Below are 15,523 nucleotides of genomic sequence, written 5' to 3'. Positions count from 1 at the left end.
GCAAATATGCCAATCGGCGGGGCCCCCCGATGCGCTCGTTGGCTTTAGTGTAACACGACAGAGCAGCAGGTCAGTAGTGACCGGCGAGCTCCGGGGTGATCTCCTTGGCGGTCGGCGAATAGAGATAGGCGCCCTTCTTGTTGCCCCACCAGACGATCTCGCGGCACCACTTCTGGAAATCGTCGTAGCGCTTGCCCAGGCGGTCGATCTCGACGAGCACCGGCACTTCGCGGAGCAATGCCTGCTCACCGTTGCGCACCGCATGCCAGTAGCCCAGCAGGTCGTAGCGCAGCCGGATGGTGCGGTTCTCGGTCGCGAAGGGCTGGTTGACCAGGGCGTGGTTCAGCCGCACCGCCTCGTCGATCACCTCCATCGGCAGCGAGCCGTAGCGCGCGCTCAGCGTCTCGGCCAGGAGCCTGCCGGCCTCGGCATAGAAGGCGTCGAACGTTCCCTCGGCGGTCAGCTTGACGAAAATGTACTCGTCGGCCGGCCAGTAGATGTTGAGATAGTCCTTCGAGAAGACGTACTCCGAGCCGCCTTGCTGGATCGACCTGGCTTCACTCTCGAAGAAGTCATTGATCCCGGCGATCAGCGGGAAGCGCGCCGGATCGGCGGCCATGAAGGCCTCGATCATGTCCCGGTAGGAGATGCCCGAGATGCCGTGCGCCAGGATCAGCGGGATCTGGAACAGCTTGTCGAAATGCAGCAGCGCGGTCATCCAGCAGAAGACACGGGTGCGACGCCAGTCGGCGAGCGGCGTGGCCGCCGTGGCGATGACGAGGTCCTGGACCTCCGGCACGTCGTCGTCGAGCTCGATACGCTCGCCGTGGATGTTGATGATCTTGGACTCGACCGTGACCATGCCGTATTTCGCCTGGTAAGATGGAGCTCCCATCTCAGCGTTGGGCAGGATCGACAGGTTGTTGAACTGGATACGGTTGTGCTGGCCGTTCTCCATGAGCTGGTCGACGCCCTTGACGAACGATTCATAGGTCTCGCCGGGCAGGCCGAGGATGAGGTCCGAGTAGGTCTCGACCTTGTCCCTGGTGAAGCGGCGCTGCAGCTCCATGTAGGTGCCGAGCGAGATGTTGTCGCGCTTGATCGCCTCGAGCGTGGTCATGTCGACGCTCTGCATCGACAGGGCCACGCCCTTGTTGAGCCCGGCATCGGACAGGATCTTCTGCGTCAGATAGGCGCGCTCGGTGGCGTTCTTGGTATTCTGTACCGACAGGGCAACGGGATAGCCGGTCGCCTTCTTGGCGTCGGCGACGTAATAGGCGATGTCGACGTCGCGCTTTTGGATGCCGAAATTGGCGTCGCAGCAGAAAATGTACTCGATCTTCTTTTCGGCAAACCAGTCGACCTCACGAAACAGCCGCTCCTCGCCGAACTTGGTGACCTTTCCGGCCGTGGCCGAGCCCCAGTCGCAGAAAGTGCAGCGGAACGGGCAGCCACGGTTGGTTTCCCACAGGCCGATCCAGCTCTCGTCGGGATTGGCGGCCATGATCGAGTCGAATGCGCCCTCCAGGAAGGGCGACGGGATCTCGTCGAGGTCGCGCACGCGGTCGATGTTGGGATTGCGCACGAAGGAGCCGTCCGGCCGGACCATGCTGATGCCGGGCATCGACGCCCAGGCGTCACGGTCCGGCCAGGCATCGAGCAGCTTCAGGAAGGTGCGCTCGCCTTCGTTATGGACGGCGACGTCGATCTGCGGATTGGCACGCAGGAAGGCCTCGGGCTGGTCGGGCACGTGCGGCCCGCCGAACACGATGACCATACCGGGCTTCAGCACCTTCAGCCGCCGCGCAATCTCGAGTGAGATGCGGCCGTTCCAGACATAGGTCGAGAAGCCGACCAGGTCGGCGTCCTTCAGGGCCTCGACGGCATCGGCGATGCGCACGCGCTTGTAGAGCGGCGTGAGGAAGCGATAGCGTTCGGGACGCGTCGCGAACTTCTGCACGTAGGTCTGCAGCAGCGCGATCGAGTACGGCAGGTAGTTCTGCCCGGAGAAGGAGTTGTTGATCTGGACGAGGCCGACGTTCATAGCTGCGCCCGGCGGCAACTCGCCGATAGCCTCTGGTTGGTTTCGGCCAAGGCCCGACATTCAGGAGCTCTTCAAGTAATTCGCTGATGCGCGCGGCGAGAAGACGACGGGGAAGTGTTCCGCCGTGAGATAAGGAATATCCAGTCATATTGCAACCACGTAGGACGGCACAAGTCTTGCCCGATCGCCCCTGTGTCCGCTTCGAGGCCGCGCGCATCTCGCGTGTCCCGCCTTCCCCGAGCTCAAAGTGAGCTCCAGGCTGGCCGCACGCCTCGTCGTCCTCGCTGTTTTTTGCGCCGGCGCCGCCTGGACGCTCTCGCATGTCGACTGGGGCGATCTCCAGCGCCGCGTCCTCGGGGCCTCCGCGCCGGATCTGGCGTTGATGCTGGCCGCCTGGACGGCGTCGCTGTTCCTGCGGCCGCTGCGCTTCCAGTTCCTGCTGTGCGTCCTGGGTCCCGCCCCGCGCGCCAGATACGTGCCGATCTGGGCAGCGACGATGCTCGGCATGGCGGTGAACTCCTTCACCGCCATGCGGGCGGGAGACGTGGTCGTGACGCTCCTGTTGCGCCACCGCCTCGGCATCGAGATCCATCGCAGCTTGACGGCCATCATCGCCGACGCATTCTGTGATTTCGTCTTCGTCTCGCTGCTCTTCCTCACCGCCCTCGCCTTCGCGCCGATCTCCGCCGGCTGGGTGGGCCAGGCCGCTCCAATCCTGGCAGCCGCGACCGCTGTCGCGGTGCTGGGGATCGTGGTTGTCGTGGCATTCCGGCGCCCTCTGCTGGGCATGGCCGAGCGCCTCCTGAACCGGCTGAATGTCTCGTGGGGACGCAAGCTGCACGCCATCGCCGCCGACGTCCTGACGGCGGCTGCCGCGATCGCCCACTGGAGAGTGTTCCTGCCGCTGATCCTCCTGACGGCGATGATCTGGGCGGTCGTCGGGCTATCCTACTGGCTGGGCATGCGCGCGGTGTCGATCGAACCGACCATCGCCAGCACATCCTTCGTCATGGCCGCAATCACGCTGAGCTTCGTCATCCCGCTGGGTCCGGGCGGGCTGGGCGCCTTCGAGGCGGCGGCCGTCGTCGCCCTGTCGCTGTTCAAGGTCCCGCTCGAGGCTGCGATCCCCTTCGCGATCATCGCGCACACGTTTCAGCTCGGGGCTGCGCTCCTGATCGCCGGCATCGCCGTGACGACGCAGAAGATCAATTACAGAGACCTGCTGTCGGCCGCGGAGAAGCGCGCCACGGCAAGCCGTTCCTGAGCTCAGGCTGGGTCGGCCTGAGCCACTCGCCCACGACGAATCCTCATCACGCGCTCAATCAGCAGGCGCAGAGTGCGCTCGCCTCGCGTCGTTGGGGTGTTGCGGATCACGTTGCGCAGGTTGGTGAAGACGCGATACGGCCGGAACAGGTAGCTGGACGAGTAGAACAGCGACAGGAAAGCGAGCCTCAGCCACTGCACCTGCCGTGCCGAGAAACGCGGATTGTGCGATTTCGCCGTGGTGATGTCTGAGTGGGTCAGCAGGCTGATGAAGTATTCCTCGCCCAGGCCCGGCAGCCGGCCCTCGCGCACCAGTCGATCATAGAGCTCGGCCCCCGGATACGGCACGTATGGCACAAAGGTGATGTCGTGCAGGCCGGCCCAGGAGCAGCGCAGCATGAATTTGAAAGTTTCCCACACATCGCGACCGGTATCGTCGGGAAAGAGGATGATGTTCACCATCACCTTGAGGCGATTCCGGCAGGCGCCACGAAGGGACTGCTCCAGCCTTGGAAGCTTCACTTTCTTCTTGATGCGCTCCAGCGTCGCTGCCGAGCCTGTTTCCGGCGCGTAGTTCATCTGCCGGCAACCCGAGCGGTAGAGAATTTCAGCGACCTCCTCGTCGATCGCCTCGCTGCGCGTACCGCTCGGCAGCTGATACTCGATCTTCATGCCTCGCCGCAGGATCTCGCTCGCGAAATCCATGATCCAGTTCTTCTTGATGATCGCCGTGAGATCGTAGAGATCGAAATTCTGCGCGCCGTATCGCTCTATGTAGGCCTGCATCTCGTCCACGACCATCGATGGCGTCCGGGCCATCCAACGGGTAGTCCACATCTGCGGGCTGGAGCAAAACGTGCATTGGTAAGGGCAGCCGCGCGTGGCCATCAAGGGCATGCTGCGCAAGGTCGAGGAACCGTGGCCCAATCCCTTCGCCATGTACTTGTCGATCGGGACTTGATCCCAGGCAGGCACCGGGATGCCGTCGATATCGCGAATGCGCTTGCGCGCCTCCGTGAAATGCGGCTGCCCGTCGCGCCGAAAAGCCAATCCGGGGAGCGCGTCGAGATCGCCCCTGTCCCGCAAGGTCCGCACGAGCGCGAGGAACGTCTCCTCGCCCTCGCCACGCACGCAGATATCCACGCTGTTGCAGGTCTCGAGGATGTAGCGCGCGCAGGCCGTGGCGTGCTCGCCTCCCAGCACGATTGTCGCCTTCGGAAAGCGCTCCCGGATCTTGTCGACCAGCCGGCGATCGTAGGGCCACGAGGAAGAGAACATGCACGACAGGCCGATAATGTCCGCGCGCTCGTCGATGCGGGCGACAATCTCGTCCATCGTAAGACCGATGGCGTAGGCATCGCAGAAGTCGAGCGGAACGATCTGATCGATCGCCTCGCCGACGGCATCGACCACCTGATAGGCGATTCCGGCATCCCTGAGCGTTCCCGCGAGATAGGCGATGCCGATTGGCGGGGCGGTCAGCGTGCTGAGGGCAAAGGCGTTCAGCAGCGCTGGAGACTTCAGCAGGCAAACGACCGCAGCAGGGCCGCGATCGACGTTAGCCAATCCGCAGTCAGGCATGAAAAACCCATTTTCGACGAAGGCAAAGTGACCGATCAGAAGCGCTACTTATATCGCGCGCAATCCCGCGACTTCAATGGCATGAAATCCTGCCGGCCGCGGCGGGCCAGGTCAGCCCGGTGCGGCGCCGACAATCAGGGAGGCGTCCTTGAATTCCACTCGAGCGCCACACATCGTCACCCCCGGCGAGCCCGGCCGCAGCAACCTCATGCCGAACTCCAAGCCGTGCCAAGGGCACTTTACGCCATTGGCGCGCACATGCTCCGGTCCAATCGCAGCGCCTTCATGCGGACAGATTGCGGGCCAAACCTGAACCGCCTCCCCTGCGCGCCGCACGAGATAGGCTCGCCGGTCGACGTCGATGCGGCGAACCTCTCCGTCCCGTAGATCGGCAAGAGAGACGGCTTGCGGCATTAGAACAGGTGGAAAGATCACATTGTTGCTGACGACGTTCGAGTTCACGAAATCCGGATTGTCGGTTTGGAAACGATACCCGTCCGCCCTGAGTGCGACGCGCCGGTCGCGCACGCCCTCGTCTTCGACGTTCTGAACCTCGTTCAGGCGCCGCAACCTGCGATCGAGCGCGGGATGCAGGAAGCGCAGCAGGCGATGCGACGCAATCGCCCAATCGATCTCCATATATGTCCGCTGGCCGTCCGCGCGGGCTGCGATGAAATTGATGACGACGAACAACCCGAACAGGCACACTACCTGATAGAAGCCGTTGTCCTTGTAGTGGCCGTCGAAGACCGGCACGACCATCGGCCACTTCCCGAACCGCGTCAGCGAGAATGCAGCCTCCTCGCCGATGTGAACGCGCATCGCGTCGCTATAGGTCCGATGGATGAACGGCCTATGGTTCTGGTCCATGTGGTTCCAGGCCAAATCCCGCAGTTCGGCATGCGCTGGATGAACGTAGCGGCCCTTGGTGATGTGGACGTTCGGGATCAGACGACCGAGCGCATTGTCGATCTGGTCCTCACGAATGAACGCCACACCATTGCGTTCGATCAACGTCGGGTCAAAGAAGGAACGCATGCGGATCAGGTCGCCTCCATCATGGCCTGGCTGGCGGATTGCGCCACGCATCGACGATGGGCTCGATCTCTCGCGCTATCTCGCCTACGCTTTGGCGGAGCGACTCCTTCTCCTCTCTCGTCAGAGACTTGATGTCCTTGACGATGTCGGCAGCCTTGCGCGAAACGTCAGCCAGAGAGATCGACGCCGAGGCGCCCAACGTCCGGTTGACCGCACCGCTCACGCCTTCGGCAGCGCGCATGACGACCAGCCCTCCAATCCCTGCAACGAGTGCCAGGCCAATCAGCAGCTTGGCGGCGAAAAGACCGAGTTCCGCCGCCACCCCCCTGCCCTGAGGCACGGAAATGCCGCTCCGCCGCAGGGGGGCGGTCGAATCCGGCGTCGCCGGCTCTCCGCGGTCAGCGGCAGTCAAGCCAGCGGCGTTCGCCTCCTGCCAAAATGCGCGCCGAGCACCGAGAAATTTCTCATACGCCCCCTCGATGCCATTGTCGGACGCGATCACGCCGATATCGGGTTGAAAAAAGAAGAATCTGCCGTTCTTTTCCAGCAGATTGACGATGGGTTCCGGTCGATCGATCGACTGTTGCGACATCAAAGCCTCGGCGCCGTCGCATGGTATATTGAAGGGGCGAACTTACCGTCCGGACTGCCAATGTCTACAAGCTTTCACCTCGGGGAACGAGACCATCGATGTTCACGGATTTGTTGCTCTTTGCGTCAGTGCTCGTGATCAGCGGGATCGTCTTCTTGCCGCTGCATGTAATCGCAGTCCGGGTGCTCCGAGGAAGGAATATCCTTTCCACAGTTAACATCATGGTCGGCGCGTCGGCAGTGATTGGCAGCGCGATCGGCTGGTTGGTGCTGGGCGGGTCCTTCTCCTCGGAGGGAGCCAAAGCGGTTGCATGCGTGGGCGCCGGCTTCGCCTTTCTCGGTTTCGGCGCGCTGTACAATCTGCTCGGTCCGACGAGCGTCGATCGATCGATCTCTGCGCACATCCTCAACCTCATCTACCAGGCTCCCGGGCACCGGATGACGAAAGATGATCTTTTCAGCTTCTACACCCATTCGGACGTGCTCGAAAAACGCCTCGTGGAATGTGCCGAGATCGGCGTCATCGAGCGCACCGGATCGCAACTCGCCCTGACCCCGAGCGGCCGCCGGATCGGACAGTTCTATGCCATCCTCGGCAGAGTGCTCGGCATGCGCATCTGGTACCTCGATCGCTACCATGCCCGAGCAACGACAGCGCCGGGAACGAAACCGACATGACCGACGACGAGCGCCTTCATCGCTACACCATCCACGTCACGTACCGCGGCGGGATGTACAGCCTCCACATTCCCGAGTTGCTTCTCGCCGCCAGGGCCACCGACCTGCACGACGGCTACGAGCGCCTGCGCAAGCGTCAACAGGAATTGGTCGATTTCGCCCGCAGCATGGACGCGCTCGACGAGCTGCCTCCCCCCGCGAAACCGCCGGCCCTGGGCTCGTTCTTTCGCTAGTGGCCGAGATCCTTTCCGACATCGTGCCAATCGAGGCTATACGGCATGCAGGTCAACGGCGCGAGCGAGCGATACCATTTGATCGAAGCACGGGCCTGCGGCGTGGCAGTCGTTGGCACGGGGATCTTTTCGTCCGCCAGGGCCGCGCAGCTCATGCCCTCGATCGCCCGCCCGCCACGTGCGCTGAAGACGTTGAACGCGCCTCGCGGATAGCCCAGTTCCCCCGCCGCGATCTGGGCGATCGAGCCGCTCTGCATGCAGTAGCCGGAGAGGCATCCAAGCTCGTAGGGCGGGACGGCCCGACCGGCCCGGTCGTAGACCACCGGAATGTCCTCAGGGAGGCTGAACGGCCGCGGATCGACGATGACGACGGTCTTCGACCCCGTCTCGACAGCGTGGCGCACGACAGCGGTGAAGTAGGCGAATTCATTGCGAACAAGTCGCAACGTCAAGTAGTTCATGTAGAAGTTCGCCCCAACCGCAGCCAGCGCCAGCAAACCCATCGCCGCGTCGGCCACCCGCTCCGACAGGGACGGCGAGCCGCCAACGATCCGCCAGCCCCATTCGACGACGCCTCGGACGGCAAAGAGCGAGACGACGGCAAGGATGGCGGTGGGCACGGCGATGGTGCGGTAGGTGATGAAGCCGGTCGCCGACGCCAGGATCGCCGAGCCGGCCACGACGAAGCACGCGATGCAAACCCCGATCGCCAGCAGGGCGGACAGCCCGCTCTCCCTGAGGTTGAGCCGGTGCAGCAAGGGCTCGGCTTCGAGTCTCGCCGTCGGTGTTTTCGTGCCGCGTCCCGGGAGGGTCGAAAGCTGCGCCAGGATCAGCGCTAGAACCATGACGATCCCCAACGCGACATGGAATCCGGTCTGCGGCAGAAACCAGAGGTCTCCGGCCACCGAGAACAGGTTTCCGAGGCGCTCCAGAGCGACGCGCGGGTCAAGATTGAAGGCGAAATTGTACGTCGTCGTCAGCCGCTCCGCCAGCGGATCGGCGTCCGCGGGGTTCGGCGCGCCACTGCCCAGGGACGTGAACAGACGGGCGACCGGCAGGTAGATCAGCTTGGCGCCGATGGCGAATAGGACGAGGTTGGCGCCGGCAAAGGCGATGTCGCGCAAGGCGACGATGCCGCGATAAAATGCCGGAGCGCGCGAAAAAAGCACCATGATGACGGGACACAGGACCAGCATCATGGCATTCGGCGGATAGTCGTAGAGCGCAACCTGATAGACGATGCTCGCCGACCATACCGGCTTCAGCCGCGCATAGGCCGGCGCCTGGACCAGCAGCATCCGATAGTCCCGCCGGTCGACGGCCTCGCGAAAGGAAAGAAGGAGCAGATTGGACCGGCTCAGGATCGCGTAGGCTACGAGCACGAGAAAGACGCAGAACAGATGCGGCGACCAGGCGGTGGCGTTCAGGACCGAGTAGATGAAAGGCGGAACCAGGAATGCCGCCAGTGCAATGGCGACGGCGTCCGGCACCCTCGTACGCAAGCGGTGGAGGCAGATGGCCATCAATTGGTAGCCGAGGACGCAAACGGTCAACAACGAGAAGATGCGCGTCCATCGATAGTCCGACAGCGTCTCAACGGGCAGCATCGTGAGGTTGGTCAGCAGCGCCGCCACCGGCCGTACGATGGCGAACAGGGCCTCGGCCTCGGGGTGGAAGAAGCCCGCGCTCTTGAAGTTCAGCATCTCATAGTCGTTATGGATGCCGTAAACCTGCAGGATGTTGGGTGAGAAGGCGAACGCCACCCCGATCGAGAACAACACGATCGCCACCAGCGGAACCTGCCGCGGCGAGGCGCGTTTCCCAAGCCAACCTCCCAGGGTGCCGCCTTCCGGATGCGCGACCGTCATGGTGGCAATCGATTGCTCCTGTCGTCCGACACGCTGCCTCCCCGACGTCCCGCGCCGCTCCGCTGCGCGCGGATTCTAGGAGAAGCCATGGCGGATTGCACGGCGGATATCGGACCGCCGCGGCAGAGAGCGAGTTGCAGCCCCCATGGCCGAAGACTAGAAAGAGATGAACCGCTGAGAGCAATTAATGGATTTACATGTGCCCGTGGGCAGCACGGGAGCGACAATTGAGACCGAAACGCGGCGCCTTACCATCGCCCTTCTTCTTCCCACCCTGAACGAGCTCAGGGGCCTCGAGGCGGTCATCCCCTTCATCGACCGTTCCCTGGTCGACGACATCGTCGTCATCGATGGCGGCTCGAAAGACGGCACTACCGAGTACGCCATGTCGATGGGACTGACGGTAGCCACGCAGCTGCGCCGCGGTCTTCACTACGCGATCTTCGACGTAGCACGCGCCCTGCCACATGACTATGTGATCGAGTTCAGCCCGGACGGGAACTGCAAGGTGGAACAGCTTCCAGAGCTGGTTGCAAAACTGCGCGAGGGCTTCGATCACGTAGTCGTTTCCCGTTATCTGGACCATGCCGTATCGGAGGACGATCACGCCATTTCCGCCCTCGGCAACTGGATGTTCTCGCGGCTGATGCGCCCTCTGGCGCGCTTTCCGGTGACGGATGCGCTCAACATCTACCGTGGCTACCGCCGCGAGATCATGCTCGATCCCGACCTCGAGTTCTATATGAAGGGGCCGGTGCTCGAGCCACTGATCACCGGTATCTGCGCGCTGCGTGGTTTGAGCGCCGCGGAAATTCCCGGCGATGAGCCATTGCGGATCGGAGGGGTGACCAAACGATCGATCGTCTACAATGGTTCGCTGGTTCTCTTGATGATCGTACGGCTCTACCTCCGCAAGTTTCTCGGGCTGCGCCTGTGAGTGCCCGCTCGCCAGCAAGTGTCCTTCCGGCGTGATCATCGGCAAGCACGGAAGATGATCGCGGCTCCGTACGTCACCTTCGTCACCTATGCCCGCAACGACGGCTATACGCCCGGCTACATCCAGCGCGTGCGACGGGCAATGCAATGCCTGGCCGGACAGCTCGACCGAGCGGGCGTCGACGCGGAGATCATCATCACGGAATGGAATCCGCCGCCCGACCGCCCGCATATTCTCGAGGTGGTGAATCTGCCGAAGGCGCTGAAGCACGTCAGCATCTGGGGTGTCATCGTCGGTGCAGAGCATCACGCAGGATTCGCTGGCGCAGCGGAGCGCGGCTTTCATGCCGGGGAAGCAGCGAATATCGGCCTCCGCAGAGCACGTGGACGATTTGTCGTGCCAAAGTCGAGCGACACGTTTCTCTCGGCGCAAACGATCGAAAGAATCGCCAGGAGAGACCTCGATGTCGACACGATGTACCGCGTTTGCCGTCATGACGTGACGATAACGGACGAGCACATATGGGGCCTCGACGACGAGGCCTTGCTTGCGGCTTTTGCGACCTTGCCATCCTCGATTAACGCCATGATCACGCAGCCGGCGGAATGGGACATCCGGGATCTCCACACGAATGCCTGCGGTGATTTCATGTTGATGAGTGGCGCCTACTGGCACTATCTCCGCGGCTATCCCAGGGATCCCTCCGTGCTGGTGCTGGATGGCGACTCCCTGATCATGCATGCCGCTGCGGCCCTCGGCGTACGCGAGTGCCGTTGGCCGGACGACTGCCGCATCTATAAGCCCAGCCACGGCAACCTTGCCAACGAACGCGTCAAGCAGGTCTGGCGTCGCTGGCAACGCTGGCTCGACAGGATCCTGTCGGAAAAGGTCGATGCACAGGCAGCCTACTGGGCGCGTAAATCGTTCAATTACCCACGGCGTGAAGTGCGCGGGGTCGAATCGGTCCTTGGACCGTCGATCGAGCGTAATTTCGTGGTGCCTGCAACTCGTTGGGCGCATGGCACGATGCCTGAGCAAACCCAACCCGCGAACTGGGGGCTGGCGGAAGTGCCGCTCGAGCGGCGGGTCTTATGCCGTGCCGAATGGGACGCCGCCCTGGCGTTCGACGGTCCGGGAAGCGCTGGGCTGCAGGGCGCAGCATCTTCGTAGCGCCGGCGGGCCAGTCGGAATTGATGGAGCGAGGATCGTCCATAGTGCACGCCGGCAATCTCATGCCCCTCTGTCTCTCTGGCGGTAAACTGCGCTGATGGGCGTCGACGCCGGACCTTACGTCACCTTCGTCACCTATGGCCGCAACGATGGCTACGCGCCTTCCTACGTTCAAAGGGTCAGCCGCGCCACCGCCTGCCTCGCGGGCCAGCTCGAACGCGCCGGCATCGATGCCGAGATCATCATCGCCGACTGGAATCCGCCGCCCGACCGGCCCCGGCTGCTCGAGGTCATCGCCGTTCCAGAAGCCTTGCGCCATGTCGCCATCCGAGGCCTCGTCGTCGACCCCAGCCATCACGAGCGCTTCATCGGGGCGCAGGAGCGCGGCTTCCACGCCGGCGAAGCGGCCAACGTGGGCATCCGCCGCGCCCGCGGCCGGTTCGTCACCCCCAAGGCCAGCGACACCTTCTTCTCGCCGCCGACGATTGCGATGCTGGCGCGCCGCGACCTCGATGAGAATACGATGTATCGCATCGATCGCCACGACGTCGCGATCGACGACGAGTCGATCTGGGACCTCGACGACGCGGCCCTGCTCACCCGGCTGGCGCAGCTGCCCTCCAAGTCGCACGCCTGGATCGAGCAGTCGGCCCATTGGAACCTGCGGAACCTGCATACTAACGCCTGTGGCGATTTCACCCTGATGGACGTCCGCCACTGGCAGCGCCTGCGCGGCCATCCGCGCGACGACACCGCCCTCACCCTCGATATCGATTCGCTGGTCATGCATGCCGCCGCGGCCATTGGGGTCCGCGAACACCGCTGGCAGGACGACTGCCGCGTCTACAAGCCGTCGCATGGCAACCTGAACAATGCGCGCATCATCCCGATGTGGGCCGGTTGGCAGCGCGTCCTCGACAAGTTCCTGTCGGAGAAAGTCAGCCAGCGGGCAGCCTATCGGGCGCGGCTGCTGTTCGACTATCCCCGGCGAAAAATCCGCGGCGTCGAATCCGTCATCGGACCTTCCATCGAGCGCAACTTCGTGCAGCCGGCGAGGGGCTGGGCGCGCGGCAGTGGATTCCAGCCCTCCCAGCCGGAGAACTGGGGACTCGCCGACGTGGCGCTGGAGGAGCGCGTCCTGTGCCGCGCCGCCTGGGAGCCCGCCGGCAAGGCTTAAGTCGCGGCCGTCGGCCTCACGAAGAACTGGCGCCGGCGATTGATCTCCAGCACGGCCTCGATGGCCCGCTCCGGCAACGGCCCCAGATCGCTCGCCGCTGCGTCGTCATCGGCTTCCGCCGGCGTCAGGATTCCCGGAATCACCGTGGAGATCGCCTGGAAGGCCAGGCAGAAGCGCAACGCGCTTTGCGCGCCGCCGGTGCCTCGATCCGCCCCGATCGCCGCCAGCAGCTCCGCTGCGCCTTCGATCCAGTTCGCCAGCTGAGCCTTCGACCAGCCGAGCCGGTGGTCGCCGGGCGGAAAGACGGTGTCACTCGTGATCGTGCCCGACAGGAAGCCGAAGCAGAGCGGCGTGCGGCCGATCAGCCCTGCCCGGCGGCGTTCGACGGCCGCGAACAGCCCGCTCTCGACCGCGCGCACATCCATCATGTTGAAATTGGCTTGCACGACCGGCGCATCGAGCTCGGTCACCGCCGCGATCGCCTCCGCCGGACTCTTTGCCGAAAAGCCCCAGGCGCGGATCTTGCCCGCCGCCTCGAGCCCGGCCAGCGCCTCGCGCAGGCCGCCCGTCCGCACCGCTTCGATCGGTGCGTTATGGAGCTGCAGCAGATCGATGTAGTCGGTGCGCAGCCGCGCCAGGCTGCGCTCAACCGAGGCCACGATGGCCGACGGCGAGAAGTCCGGCGCCCGATCCCAGGAATCGTAACCCGCCTTGGTCGCGATGACGACGCTCGGGCGACGGTGCTCGAAGGCCTGCCCGATCAACTCCTCGCTGTGGCCGTCGCCGTAGGCGCTCGACGTGTCGAAGAAGGCGATGCCCCTGTCGAGCGCCCGACCGAGCGCGGCAAGGGAGGTGCGGTCGTCGGTGTCGCCGTAGGACGTCGTGCCCGCCGTGCGCCCCCCGATACCCCACGCGCCGAATCCGATCTCCGAGACGCGAAGACCGGTCCGGCCGAGCGTCCGGTACTTCACGGCCGTCGAGCCCCGCCATGGGCGTCACGCCACCACTCGACAGTGCGGCGCACGCCCTCCTCGAACGGTACCTCGGGCCTCCAGCCGATCACTTCCGCGGCCAGGCTGCTGTCCAACGCGAACGACGTCTTGATCGTGGGGCCGGCCAGGTCGTGCTCGATGCGCAGGTCGCGTCCGGAGGCCGCGACGACGCTGGCGACGATATCCTTGATTCGAATCGCATTGCCGGAACTCGCATGCAGCATCCGGTAGGGCGCCTGCTGGCGCTCGAGACAGAGCTCGACGAAGCGGACGAGGTCGTCGACATGGATCAGGTCGCGCGCCTCCTCGCCCGTTCCCCAGACGGTGATGCTGCCGGTCGTGCTGGTCATCGCCTTGGTCACTGTCGCGCCGAACACGTGGCTGCGCTCGAGATCGAACTTGTCGTGCGGCCCGAAGACGTTGGTATGGCGGATCACGGTGTGGCGCGTGACGCCCAGCCGGCTGAAGAACTCGCACATCTTCTCGATGTAGATCTTGGTCCAGCCCGAGCCGAAGTAGTTGCGGTGCAGCTCTTCCGCCGGATCCCATTCCTCCTCACGCCACGGCACCGCGCGCGGCTGGTACATCACCGAGCAGCTGAAGAAGACGAAGTGCCCGACCTTCCGGTCGTAGCAGGCACGCAACAGCAGCGAGTTCATGACGGCATTGTCCGTCACGTGGATATGGGGCGTGCTGACGATGTCCTTCGATCCCGACGTCGTGGCGGCCGCCTGAATCACCACGTCCATCCCGTCGACCAGGCGATGAACGACAGCCGGATCGCGCAGGTCGCCCCGGTGCCAGGTGACGCCGGGACATTCGTAGGCCGGCCGCGTGAAGCGCAGCGCATGGACCTCGATGTCGGTGCGGCGGCTCAGTGCCTCGACCAGGTTCCGGCCGATGAAGCCGGTGGCGCCGCAGACCAGGACGCGCGTCCGCTTCATCAGTGACCGTTCTGCGTCGTCGGTTCGTAGAGGACGATCTGGGTGCCGCCGCGCTCGAACTGGAAGGGCACAGGCAGGAGCTTGGCGAGCGCCTGGATCACCGCGCCGCGCCGCTCGGGCTCGACGAAAATCAGCATGAAGCCGCCGCCCCCGGCGCCCAGCAGCTTGCCGCCGTCGGCTCCGGCCTGAAGCGCGGTGTCGTAGATCTCGTTCACGAATGCCGGCGCGATCTTCGTCGACAGGGCGCGCTTCAGTGTCCAGCTCTCGTGCAACAGACGGCCGAAATCGCGCAGATCCCCATTGCCCACCAGGATGCGCTCGCCCTCGTCGACCATGGCCCGCATGGCCTTGAGCTCGGCCGTCTTGCTGCCCATGGTCGAGACCTGCTCGGCGGCGATCTCCGAGGCATGGCGCGACAGGCCGGTGTAGAGCAGCAGCAGATGCTTCTGCAGGGCCGCCAGCCGCCCGGCGCGCACGACCAGCGGCGAGACCTCGAACGAGCCATCGGTCCGGATGTCGATGCGGTTCAAGCCACCGAAAGCCGACTGGATCTGGTCCTGCACGCCGACGTTCTCCTGCAGCACCTGCTGCTCGACGTAGATCGCCTCCTCGGCGAGCTTGCGCTTGGACACCAGCTCGCCGCGCAGGGCATGCAGTGCGTGCAGGAGCCCGACCGAGAAGGACGAGCTCGAGCCCAGGCCGGTGCGCGCCGGCAGGTCGCCGTGATGGTGGATTTCGACGCCCTCGCCGATCTTCAGCCATTGCAGGATGCCGCGGATCGCCGGATGCGCGATCTCGCTTGGGTCCTGCACGCGTTCGATCTGCGACCAGACGATACGGCTGCGGAAATCGAAGAACGGCGGCAGGTAGCGGCAGTGCAGGTAGAGGTACTTGTCGATCGTCGTCGCCAGCACAGCGCCGCCATGCTCCCGGAACCAGGCCGGGTAGTCCGTGCCGCCCCCGAAGAAGGAGACGCGAAGCGGGGTGCGCGTGATGATCATCGGACG

14 protein-coding genes are annotated in these 15,523 nt (G+C 64.3%); 6 read left to right on the top strand and 8 right to left on the bottom strand.

Annotated features, from left to right (window positions below):
* Nucleotides 1–70: 70 nt before the first annotated feature.
* Nucleotides 71–2,044, bottom strand: a complete 1,974-nt coding sequence (locus tag ACQY8M_RS22735; RefSeq protein WP_428660066.1) for a B12-binding domain-containing radical SAM protein — start codon at nt 2,042–2,044, stop codon at nt 71–73.
* A gap of 247 nt (nt 2,045–2,291) precedes the next feature.
* Between ACQY8M_RS22735 and ACQY8M_RS22730 the strand changes: the two genes are divergently transcribed.
* A complete protein-coding gene (locus ACQY8M_RS22730; RefSeq protein ID WP_428660063.1) occupies nt 2,292–3,308 on the top strand; it encodes a lysylphosphatidylglycerol synthase transmembrane domain-containing protein in 1,017 nt (338 codons plus the stop codon).
* Between the two features lie 2 nt (nt 3,309–3,310).
* Here the strand turns inward: ACQY8M_RS22730 and ACQY8M_RS22725 are convergent, their stop codons facing one another.
* The 3 genes from ACQY8M_RS22725 to ACQY8M_RS22715 form a co-directional block, all read right to left on the bottom strand.
* Complete coding sequence (locus tag ACQY8M_RS22725; protein WP_428660060.1) at nt 3,311–4,888, bottom strand: B12-binding domain-containing radical SAM protein; 1,578 nt, start codon at nt 4,886–4,888, stop codon at nt 3,311–3,313.
* A 111-nt stretch (nt 4,889–4,999) separates the two neighbouring features.
* Nucleotides 5,000–5,977: a Rieske (2Fe-2S) protein gene (locus ACQY8M_RS22720; protein WP_428660057.1), complete on the bottom strand. Its 978-nt coding sequence runs from the start codon at nt 5,975–5,977 to the stop codon at nt 5,000–5,002.
* Nucleotides 5,946–6,518 carry a hypothetical protein gene (locus tag ACQY8M_RS22715; protein WP_428660054.1) on the bottom strand — a complete coding sequence of 191 codons (573 nt, stop codon included), beginning with the start codon at nt 6,516–6,518 and terminating at the stop codon, nt 5,946–5,948. The genes ACQY8M_RS22720 and ACQY8M_RS22715 overlap by 32 nt, the downstream gene beginning before the upstream one ends.
* 98 nt (nt 6,519–6,616) lie before the next feature.
* Here ACQY8M_RS22715 and ACQY8M_RS22710 point away from each other — a divergent pair, with 98 nt between their 5' ends.
* On the top strand, nt 6,617–7,195 hold the full coding sequence (locus tag ACQY8M_RS22710) for a hypothetical protein (protein ID WP_428660051.1): 579 nt from the start codon (nt 6,617–6,619) through the stop codon (nt 7,193–7,195).
* Nucleotides 7,192–7,428 carry a hypothetical protein gene (locus ACQY8M_RS22705; protein ID WP_428660048.1) on the top strand — a complete coding sequence of 79 codons (237 nt, stop codon included), beginning with the start codon at nt 7,192–7,194 and terminating at the stop codon, nt 7,426–7,428. Before ACQY8M_RS22710 ends, ACQY8M_RS22705 begins: the two co-directional genes overlap by 4 nt.
* On the opposite strand, the gene ACQY8M_RS22700 is transcribed toward ACQY8M_RS22705, so the two are convergent.
* On the bottom strand, nt 7,425–9,296 hold the full coding sequence (locus ACQY8M_RS22700; RefSeq protein ID WP_428660045.1) for a hypothetical protein: 1,872 nt from the start codon (nt 9,294–9,296) through the stop codon (nt 7,425–7,427). The genes ACQY8M_RS22705 and ACQY8M_RS22700 overlap by 4 nt on opposite strands.
* Before the next feature lie 187 nt (nt 9,297–9,483).
* Between ACQY8M_RS22700 and ACQY8M_RS22695 the strand changes: the two genes are divergently transcribed.
* The 3 genes from ACQY8M_RS22695 (at nt 9,484) to ACQY8M_RS22685 (ending at nt 12,580) form a co-directional block, all read left to right on the top strand.
* Nucleotides 9,484–10,233 (top strand): glycosyltransferase family 2 protein, encoded by a 750-nt coding sequence (locus tag ACQY8M_RS22695; protein WP_428660042.1) that lies wholly within the window; start codon nt 9,484–9,486, stop codon nt 10,231–10,233.
* Nucleotides 10,234–10,287: 54 nt separating this feature from the next.
* On the top strand, nt 10,288–11,403 hold the full coding sequence (locus ACQY8M_RS22690) for a hypothetical protein (RefSeq protein ID WP_428660039.1): 1,116 nt from the start codon (nt 10,288–10,290) through the stop codon (nt 11,401–11,403).
* Between the two features lie 97 nt (nt 11,404–11,500).
* The gene (locus tag ACQY8M_RS22685) at nt 11,501–12,580 is read left to right on the top strand and encodes a hypothetical protein (RefSeq protein ID WP_428660036.1); all 1,080 of its coding nucleotides are present in this window, start codon (nt 11,501–11,503) and stop codon (nt 12,578–12,580) included.
* Here ACQY8M_RS22685 and ACQY8M_RS22680 read toward each other — a convergent pair.
* The 3 genes from ACQY8M_RS22680 to ACQY8M_RS22670 are packed head-to-tail and all read right to left on the bottom strand — an operon-like array spanning nt 12,577 to nt 15,517.
* Nucleotides 12,577–13,551, bottom strand: coding sequence for an aldo/keto reductase (locus tag ACQY8M_RS22680; RefSeq protein WP_428660033.1), 975 nt, complete (start codon nt 13,549–13,551; stop codon nt 12,577–12,579). The genes ACQY8M_RS22685 and ACQY8M_RS22680 overlap by 4 nt on opposite strands.
* Nucleotides 13,548–14,516 (bottom strand): NAD-dependent epimerase/dehydratase family protein, encoded by a 969-nt coding sequence (locus tag ACQY8M_RS22675; protein WP_428660031.1) that lies wholly within the window; start codon nt 14,514–14,516, stop codon nt 13,548–13,550. The genes ACQY8M_RS22680 and ACQY8M_RS22675 overlap by 4 nt, the downstream gene beginning before the upstream one ends.
* Nucleotides 14,516–15,517: a galactokinase gene (locus ACQY8M_RS22670; protein WP_428660028.1), complete on the bottom strand. Its 1,002-nt coding sequence runs from the start codon at nt 15,515–15,517 to the stop codon at nt 14,516–14,518. Before ACQY8M_RS22670 ends, ACQY8M_RS22675 begins: the two co-directional genes overlap by 1 nt.
* Between the last annotated feature and the right edge of the window lie 6 nt (nt 15,518–15,523).

Origin of the sequence: Reyranella sp. (assembly GCF_965279465.1) — a bacterium.
In the GTDB taxonomy this organism is placed as follows: Bacteria; Pseudomonadota; Alphaproteobacteria; order Reyranellales; family Reyranellaceae; genus Reyranella.
The sequence above is the reverse complement of the archived record's forward strand: the minus strand, read 5'-3'. Positions and strand labels throughout refer to the sequence as shown.

Coding starts and splice junctions, on each gene's coding strand:
- ACQY8M_RS22735 (WP_428660066.1), bottom strand. CDS start 2,044: ATGAACGTCGGCCTCGTCCAGATCAACAACTCCTTCTCCGGGCAGAAC.
- ACQY8M_RS22720 (WP_428660057.1), bottom strand. CDS start 5,977: ATGCGTGGCGCAATCCGCCAGCCAGGCCATGATGGAGGCGACCTGATC.
- ACQY8M_RS22700 (WP_428660045.1), bottom strand. CDS start 9,296: ATGACGGTCGCGCATCCGGAAGGCGGCACCCTGGGAGGTTGGCTTGGG.
- ACQY8M_RS22675 (WP_428660031.1), bottom strand. CDS start 14,516: ATGAAGCGGACGCGCGTCCTGGTCTGCGGCGCCACCGGCTTCATCGGC.
- ACQY8M_RS22725 (WP_428660060.1), bottom strand. CDS start 4,888: ATGCCTGACTGCGGATTGGCTAACGTCGATCGCGGCCCTGCTGCGGTC.
- ACQY8M_RS22710 (WP_428660051.1), top strand. CDS start 6,617: ATGTTCACGGATTTGTTGCTCTTTGCGTCAGTGCTCGTGATCAGCGGG.
- ACQY8M_RS22695 (WP_428660042.1), top strand. CDS start 9,484: ATGGATTTACATGTGCCCGTGGGCAGCACGGGAGCGACAATTGAGACC.
- ACQY8M_RS22685 (WP_428660036.1), top strand. CDS start 11,501: ATGGGCGTCGACGCCGGACCTTACGTCACCTTCGTCACCTATGGCCGC.
- ACQY8M_RS22715 (WP_428660054.1), bottom strand. CDS start 6,518: ATGTCGCAACAGTCGATCGATCGACCGGAACCCATCGTCAATCTGCTG.
- ACQY8M_RS22670 (WP_428660028.1), bottom strand. CDS start 15,517: ATGATCATCACGCGCACCCCGCTTCGCGTCTCCTTCTTCGGGGGCGGC.
- ACQY8M_RS22705 (WP_428660048.1), top strand. CDS start 7,192: ATGACCGACGACGAGCGCCTTCATCGCTACACCATCCACGTCACGTAC.
- ACQY8M_RS22690 (WP_428660039.1), top strand. CDS start 10,288: ATGATCGCGGCTCCGTACGTCACCTTCGTCACCTATGCCCGCAACGAC.